Origin of the sequence: Lacrimispora sp. 38-1 (assembly GCF_049890855.1) — a bacterium.
GTDB lineage: Bacteria > Bacillota > Clostridia > Lachnospirales > Lachnospiraceae > Lacrimispora.
In genome coordinates this window covers 22,595-29,181 of record NZ_JBANEW010000050.1, presented here as the reverse complement: position 1 = coordinate 29,181, position 6,587 = coordinate 22,595, and the positions used below count along the sequence as shown (strand labels likewise).

Annotated in this window: 10 protein-coding genes and 2 tRNA genes; 1 reads left to right on the top strand and 11 read right to left on the bottom strand. The window is 44.8% G+C overall.

Annotated elements, in window-relative coordinates:
- Window positions 1-40 precede the first annotated feature (40 nt).
- From V7D18_RS11010 to V7D18_RS11000, 3 genes are all read right to left on the bottom strand, one after another.
- Window positions 41-129 (bottom strand) — tRNA-Ser (locus V7D18_RS11010).
- Window positions 130-171: 42 nt separating this feature from the next.
- Window positions 172-257: transfer RNA gene (locus tag V7D18_RS11005), tRNA-Ser, on the bottom strand.
- Between the two features lie 187 nt (window positions 258-444).
- Window positions 445-711, bottom strand: a complete 267-nt coding sequence (locus V7D18_RS11000) for a hypothetical protein (RefSeq protein ID WP_426154288.1) — start codon at window positions 709-711, stop codon at window positions 445-447.
- A gap of 217 nt (window positions 712-928) precedes the next feature.
- On the opposite strand from V7D18_RS11000, the gene V7D18_RS10995 reads away from it, so the two are divergent.
- The gene (locus tag V7D18_RS10995; protein WP_314465619.1) at window positions 929-1,255 is read left to right on the top strand and encodes a helix-turn-helix transcriptional regulator; all 327 of its coding nucleotides are present in this window, start codon (window positions 929-931) and stop codon (window positions 1,253-1,255) included.
- A gap of 28 nt (window positions 1,256-1,283) precedes the next feature.
- On the opposite strand, the gene ispD is transcribed toward V7D18_RS10995, so the two are convergent.
- The 8 genes from ispD to V7D18_RS10955 form a co-directional block, all read right to left on the bottom strand.
- Window positions 1,284-1,991, bottom strand: coding sequence for a 2-C-methyl-D-erythritol 4-phosphate cytidylyltransferase (gene ispD, locus V7D18_RS10990; RefSeq protein WP_426154286.1), 708 nt, complete (start codon window positions 1,989-1,991; stop codon window positions 1,284-1,286).
- Between the two features lie 7 nt (window positions 1,992-1,998).
- Window positions 1,999-3,036, bottom strand: coding sequence for a tRNA (adenosine(37)-N6)-threonylcarbamoyltransferase complex transferase subunit TsaD (gene tsaD / locus V7D18_RS10985; RefSeq protein ID WP_426154284.1), 1,038 nt, complete (start codon window positions 3,034-3,036; stop codon window positions 1,999-2,001).
- Window positions 3,037-3,046: 10 nt separating this feature from the next.
- Window positions 3,047-3,958, bottom strand: a complete 912-nt coding sequence (locus V7D18_RS10980; protein ID WP_426154282.1) for a ribonuclease Z — start codon at window positions 3,956-3,958, stop codon at window positions 3,047-3,049.
- Window positions 3,959-4,045: 87 nt separating this feature from the next.
- Window positions 4,046-4,288, bottom strand: a complete 243-nt coding sequence (locus V7D18_RS10975; protein ID WP_426154280.1) for a hypothetical protein — start codon at window positions 4,286-4,288, stop codon at window positions 4,046-4,048.
- A gap of 199 nt (window positions 4,289-4,487) precedes the next feature.
- On the bottom strand, window positions 4,488-4,919 hold the full coding sequence (rimI, locus tag V7D18_RS10970; RefSeq protein ID WP_426154278.1) for a ribosomal protein S18-alanine N-acetyltransferase: 432 nt from the start codon (window positions 4,917-4,919) through the stop codon (window positions 4,488-4,490).
- A 1-nt stretch (window position 4,920) separates the two neighbouring features.
- Window positions 4,921-5,625, bottom strand: coding sequence for a tRNA (adenosine(37)-N6)-threonylcarbamoyltransferase complex dimerization subunit type 1 TsaB (gene tsaB, locus V7D18_RS10965; RefSeq protein ID WP_426154276.1), 705 nt, complete (start codon window positions 5,623-5,625; stop codon window positions 4,921-4,923).
- Window positions 5,626-6,051, bottom strand: coding sequence for a tRNA (adenosine(37)-N6)-threonylcarbamoyltransferase complex ATPase subunit type 1 TsaE (gene tsaE / locus V7D18_RS10960; RefSeq protein ID WP_426154274.1), 426 nt, complete (start codon window positions 6,049-6,051; stop codon window positions 5,626-5,628).
- A gap of 3 nt (window positions 6,052-6,054) precedes the next feature.
- Window positions 6,055-6,561: a YcxB family protein gene (locus V7D18_RS10955; protein ID WP_426154272.1), complete on the bottom strand. Its 507-nt coding sequence runs from the start codon at window positions 6,559-6,561 to the stop codon at window positions 6,055-6,057.
- Window positions 6,562-6,587 lie beyond the last annotated feature (26 nt).

The window sequence follows — 6,587 nt, the reverse complement described above, 5'->3', positions numbered from 1 at the left end:
TTTGCATCTCGTAGAAACACTTGTCTCTTCTAAATGCTGACGCAGAAGGAGGGATTTGAACCCTCGCGCCGCTACTAACGGCCTACTCCCTTTCCAGGGGAGCCCCTTCAGCCACTTGGGTACTTCTGCAGTTAGCTGATTTCTATGTTATTAGCGGCTAAAACCTGCCAACGGAGAGGGTGGGATTCGAACCCACGCGCCCTTGCGGACAAACGGTTTTCAAGACCGCCTCGTTATGACCACTTCGATACCTCTCCAAACGCGCTTTTACATTTTAATAGAAGTTGGTGTTTTTGTCAAGCACTTTTTTCTATTTTTTTCAAATCTCTTGGAGCTTTTTTCTCTCAATTACCGTCTTCATCAGCGGCAACTTCGATAGTTTATCATTGTTTGTATCATCTGTCAACATATTTTTACATATTTTTCAAATAATTTTAACCCCTTCTACAAATACTCTAAAAGACGTTGCTTTGCCTGCTCGGCAGTGCTAAAGTTTTCTTCTATTCCCGTAATATAGTACAGCGCATCCTGCCATACTTTTACTGAATAATCCACAGCCGGAATATCAGAAACAACGAAACGGAACCGTGCTTTGGCTGTGCTTCCCCGCAGATCAGATAAATACATGCAGCCTAATTCCGACGCAATCCGTTCCAGCAGGCCTTCCCTGGTGCCTGTATCCGTTTCTTTCCTGCTTTTTCCAGTTTCCATCTATTGTACCTTCTTTCCTACTTTTCATCTGATGAATCAACTGATACTATCTAATAGCCATGCAATCCTTATAACGGATTTCTTAGCCTGATCATACATTGAATACTTTATATAAATAATAATATTGTAATGAATGCAACATGTCAAGTGATGGAATGCATTATTTACTACACATATTTCATTTAATGCAATACTATGGAATCAGGAGGAGTTACCCATGTATATAGACTTCAATTTTTCCAAACGCCTCTCAGAGCTCAGGGCTCAAAAGGGTGTATCTGCACGTGATATGAGTCTTTCTCTCGGACAGAATCCCACATATATTCATAAAATAGAGAATGGACGGGCGCTTCCATCCATGATGGGCTTTTTCTATATATGTGAGTATCTGGATATTGAACCAGCCGAATTTTTTTCCCGTGATATAACCAGTCCCGCCAAAGTCAAAGAACTTATGGATGACGCACAGCATTTAAATCGAGAGCAGCTTGAGCACCTTCATCTGATTGTCAAGGATCTGTTAAAAACAGGTGGAAAAAAATAAAAAGGAAGCTGCTCCTACAGCATTCCTTTTATTTTTTCCCATATATTCTGTTAAGAAATACACTGGCAATCTCTAAGTCCTCAGGTGTAGTTACTTTTATATTGGTATAATCGCCCTGTATTAACTTCACCTTTTCTTTCGTCATGGTTTCTACCACCATGGCATCGTCCGTAACCCTTTTTTGAAAAGATTCTGAATCCATCAGTCTGTTATAAGCCCTTAAGACCAGATCATACCGGAATGCCTGAGGTGTCTGGATCTGCCAGAGGCTTGTCCGGTCCGGAGTCAGGGCCGCATATCCGTTTTCATCGGATATCTTAATGGTATCTTTAACCGGCATTCCTACGACACATGCCCCGTATCTTATCGCTGCAACTCTTGATGCTTCAATGATTTCTTTGGTGACACAGGGTCTTGCCCCGTCATGAATGAGAACATAGGCACAGTCCCCTACTGCTTTCAGCCCGGCATAAACGGAATGAAATCTCTCTTTCCCGCCTTCTGTCACGGCAGATATTTTAGAAAATCCATAACGGTCCACGATTTCATTCTGGCAGAATGGTACCTCTCCCGGACCGGTGACAAGAACAATCTCATCTACGGAGCTCTCTTCAAAGGCTCTCAGCGTATGATAAAGAAGAGGCTTTCCGCACAATTCCATATACTGTTTATGGATTGTGCTGCCCATACGGGAGCCTTTTCCTGCTGCCAGCACTACTGCTGCTGTTCGTTCCATAGGCCGGTTACCTTTCTCCCAGTTTTAGATTGGGAACTGCATTTAAATCCCAGCCGGCCCTGGATCCGTTAATAAATTCATAATAGGCAGCTGTTCCGATCATGGCAGCATTATCAGTACAATAAATGGGCGACGGATAGTAAAAAGCAATTTCATTTTTTTCGCAGGCTTCTTTCATGCCTTTACGAAGAGCGGAATTAGAAGCAACTCCCCCCGCTATCGCCACTTTTTTAAAGCCATATTCTTTCGCAGCCTCTACTGTATGGGATACCAGAACATCAACCACTGCATTCTGGAACGATGCCAGAAGATCCGGTATATTAATTTCCTCTCCCATCATATTGGCGTGATTAATGTGATTTAAGACCGCAGACTTTAACCCGCTAAAGCTAAAATCGTAAACATTTCCATCTACTCTGGCTCTGGGGAATTTAATCGCCTGTGGATTTCCCTCTTTTGCTGCCTTGTCAATCTTCGGTCCGCCTGGATACCCCAGACCCACTGCCCTTGCCACCTTGTCAAATGCTTCGCCTGCTGCATCATCTCTGGTTCTTCCAAGTATCTCAAATTCTCCGTAATCCCGTACGATCACAAGATGAGTGTGGCCTCCTGATACAATCAGACACATAAAAGGCGGTTCTAAATCGGGATGCTCAATAAAATTAGCGGATACATGACCTTCTATATGATGGACACCTACCAGAGGCTTATTTGCTGCATAAGCCATCGCCTTTGCTTCTGCCACTCCTACCAGCAGTGCTCCCACCAGTCCCGGACCGTAAGTAACCCCGATGGCATCCATATTCTCAAGGGTAAGTCCTGACTCCAGAAGCGCTGATTCTATGACCTGGTTGATCTTTTCAATGTGCTTTCTGGACGCAATCTCAGGAACCACACCCCCATATAAAGTATGAAGATCAATCTGGGAGGAAATAACATTGGACAGAATCTCTCTTCCGTTCTTTACCACCGCTGCTGCCGTCTCGTCACAGGAACTTTCAATTGCAAGTATATAGACATCTTCTTCTGTATGATTCTTCTTCATCGCCATTCCCTCATTCCTCATCAAATTCCAGTTCCAGCGTCCAGGCATCTCTTGCGGCTTTTGCCCTGGGGAAGATCTCACGGACTTTATCCATAAAATCCTCCGGTCTGGTTAAAGAGGGACTGTAATGGGTCAGCCACATCTGTCTGGGCTGAGCTTCTTTTGCCAGTCTGGCAGCCTCATAAAAGGTCATATGGCGGTATTCCCTTGCCTTGGCCTCTTTCCCCTCTTCTCCGTACATGCCTTCGCAAATAAAAAGATCTGCATCCTTTGCATATTCTGCAATGACGGGAACGGGTCTGGTATCTGTACAGTAGGTCACCTTAAGTCCGCGCCTGTCCGGTCCTAAAACCAGATCAGGGGTCAGGATTGTACCATCATAATCAATGGTCTCTCCCTTCTGAAGACGGCTCCAGAACTTTTGAGGAATCTCTGCTTCTTTGGCACGGTCCACATCAAATCTTCCGGTCCTTGGAATGGAAATGGAATAACCATAGCAGACAACGTTATGATTGACGCGGTATGCATCAATTACGTAAGGCGCCATGGTTATCTGCTCCCTGTTTTCGGAGAGTTCGATAAATTTAAGTTCAAAAGGCAGCTCCGGCGCAATGGTACGAAGTGCTCCCACCACACGCTCAAGCCCTTTTGGACCAATCAGCGTTAAGGGTTCTGTCCGTTCTGCATTCCCCATTGTCAGAAGAAGTCCCGGAAGACCGCTGATGTGATCCGCATGATAATGGGTAAAACAGATAATATCAATGGGTTTTGGGCTCCAGCCCTTTTCTTTTAAAGCAATCTGGGTTCCTTCCCCGCAGTCAATCAAAAGATTGCTGCCGTCACACCGCGCCATCATGGCCGTCAGCCAGCGGTATGGCAGGGGCATCATGCCCCCGGTTCCCAGCAAACATATATCCAACATAGAATTTCCTCGCTTTTGTCTCAATCAATGAGCAGCACAAAAAAACTGCCACATAAAATCATAACACAAAGCAGAGGGAATTAGCAACTATAAATATTCCAGCTGTTCCTCTACCTCCACCGGTATCTTAAACTCAGATATCAATTGATCATAGCAGTTTTCACATAAATCAAAATGATGGATCTCCCCATCTTTCTCTGAAAAGAAGTCCCACGTGTGGTTGATACTGATAACCCCTTCCCTGGCAATCCCTTCTGACACGATAATTTTTTTGCCGCAGCAGTTGCAAACAACTGTTTCTAGCTGACCGCCGTTTTTGTACTTTCTCATCTTACTCTCACCTTTCCTTTTACCGCCCATGCTTTTCTTTCCGGGCATAATGGTATGCCTGCAAGGCGTTCCTTTTTCGCATTTTCCAGAGAAATCCCTTATTTCCGTTCCCTGCACACCAGGATAGAAAAAAGGGCATCCTTACTGGATACCCCTACATTATAAACGGTGTTATGCCTTATTTTTAGTGGTAAATGTTTCAAATATCGCGGCAAACCATAAGCACTGCATTTTCACATGGGTTGAGATAGTAATGCTTTCTGACCCCTTTCTCTGTAAATCCATAGGATTTATAAAGGTTTTTTGCCCGATCATTGCTTTCCCGGACCTCTAAAAATATGGATTTCACATCATTTTGTCTGGAATAAAAAACCATCTGGTCCATAAGTTTCTTGGAAAGGCCCCTCCCCCTGTATTCTGGGCGGACTGCAATGCGAAGCAGTTCACACTCATCTGCAACGGTCCGGAAAACACAGTATCCGGCTGTTCCTTCTTCCCAAAGCACAAGCCAGGTATCAAGACTGCTTTTTAAACCGTTTTCAATCATCTCATAAGACCAGGGATCCGAAAAGCACAGCTTTTCTAATTCCCAAACACCGGATATATCCTCCGGCGTCATTTCATGAACCATCTTATTCTCCTTTTAACGCCTCTTCTCTCTCACGCTCTGCCTGAGGCTTGCGCAGATAATCGGGAGCATGCTCCGCTGCTGTGACTGTCTTTCCCTGTAGAAAGAGACGGGCTCCATAAGCGGCTACTGCACCTGCCCGCTGTCTGTTTAAATGAGCCGGCGCAAATTCAAACGGAACCTTCATGAATTCTTCTATACGTTCTTTGTAAGCAGGAACTCCGTCTCCTGAGAAAATCACACATTCTCCCATGGAATTCAGCTCATCAATTAAATCCCTTATGTCCATGGCGCAGGACTCCTTACTCACCGAAAAGCCCTCGCGGTTGTCATATATACCGGTATAGACCTGATTCCTTCTTGCATCCATAATCGGGCATATAATAGAAGAACTGCCGTAAAACTGATAAGCCATGGCATCTATCGTTGGTACAGAAATAAGCGGTTTTTTCAGTGCCAGCCCCAGACCTTTTCCTGTGGCAGAACCAATCCGAAGTCCGGTGAAGGAACCGGGCCCTGCAGAAACTGCTATGGCATCTACATGATCCAGGCTTACCCCGGTCATGGTCACAATCTCATCAAGCATGGGAAGCAGTGTCTGGGAATGAGTTTTTTTAAAATTTACCGTGTACTCTGCAGTCAGTATGTCATCAGAAAGAAGGGCAACGGAGGCAACAAGAGAGGAACTCTCAATTCCTAATATGTTCATTTACATTCCCTCCACGGTGATTTTTCTGTAGTCAAATCCTTTTTTCAAATCTTTTTCAATTGTTACTGTGATGACCCGTTCAGGAAGAATCTCTCTGATCAGTCCTGACCATTCAATCAGCGTAACACCTTCCCCGTAAAAACAGTCTTCATAACCGATTTCGTCCATTTCGCTCACATCACCGATGCGGTATACATCAAAATGGTAAAATGGCAGACGCCCGCCGTCATATTGTTTCACTATGGTAAATGTGGGGCTGTCCACCGGTTCTGTAATACCAAGACCGACGGCAAACCCCTGGGTAAATACGGTTTTTCCCACCCCAAGATCTCCATTTAAGCAAAATACGGAGGAAGGATGCGCTTCCTCTCCCAGTTTTTTACCAAGTTCAAAGGTTTCTTCTGGTTTCCAGCTTTCTATAACCATCACTTATATCCTCTTTCGCCTCTCAGGAGGCAGATTTTCTTTCATGAATGCCGTTAATTCTGCCGCCTTTTCGCCTGCGACAGAATCCGGAAGCAGATAGGCATGAATCCGGTCCATATAGATAATCAGCAGTTTTCCGACTCTCTTCACCATGATCACATCTTCCCACAATAATTCCAGCTTCTCCTGTCCCTGGGTCACCACAATCCCTTCCGCTGAGAAGGAAAGAGTCATACCATCGCGGATCACGGATCTATTTGCCTGCCTTGCTGCCTTCATATAGAGAACAAAAGGCTGCCAGACTGTAAACATCAGAGCACAGACAATCATAAGAATCCGGTAGGGCAGAGTTGCTGTTGTCCAGGTTGCAACGAGCACGTAAAGAGCTGCAGCACTGAAAAGAAAGCTGAAAACCCCCTGGAATCCCCGGTATGAATGATACATGGAAAATCTCCAGAGATCTTTTGCAGTCAGTTTCACATTTAACACAAGCGGATTAATTTGTTCCACATTTTCCTCCTTTTGTACAGCGGTAA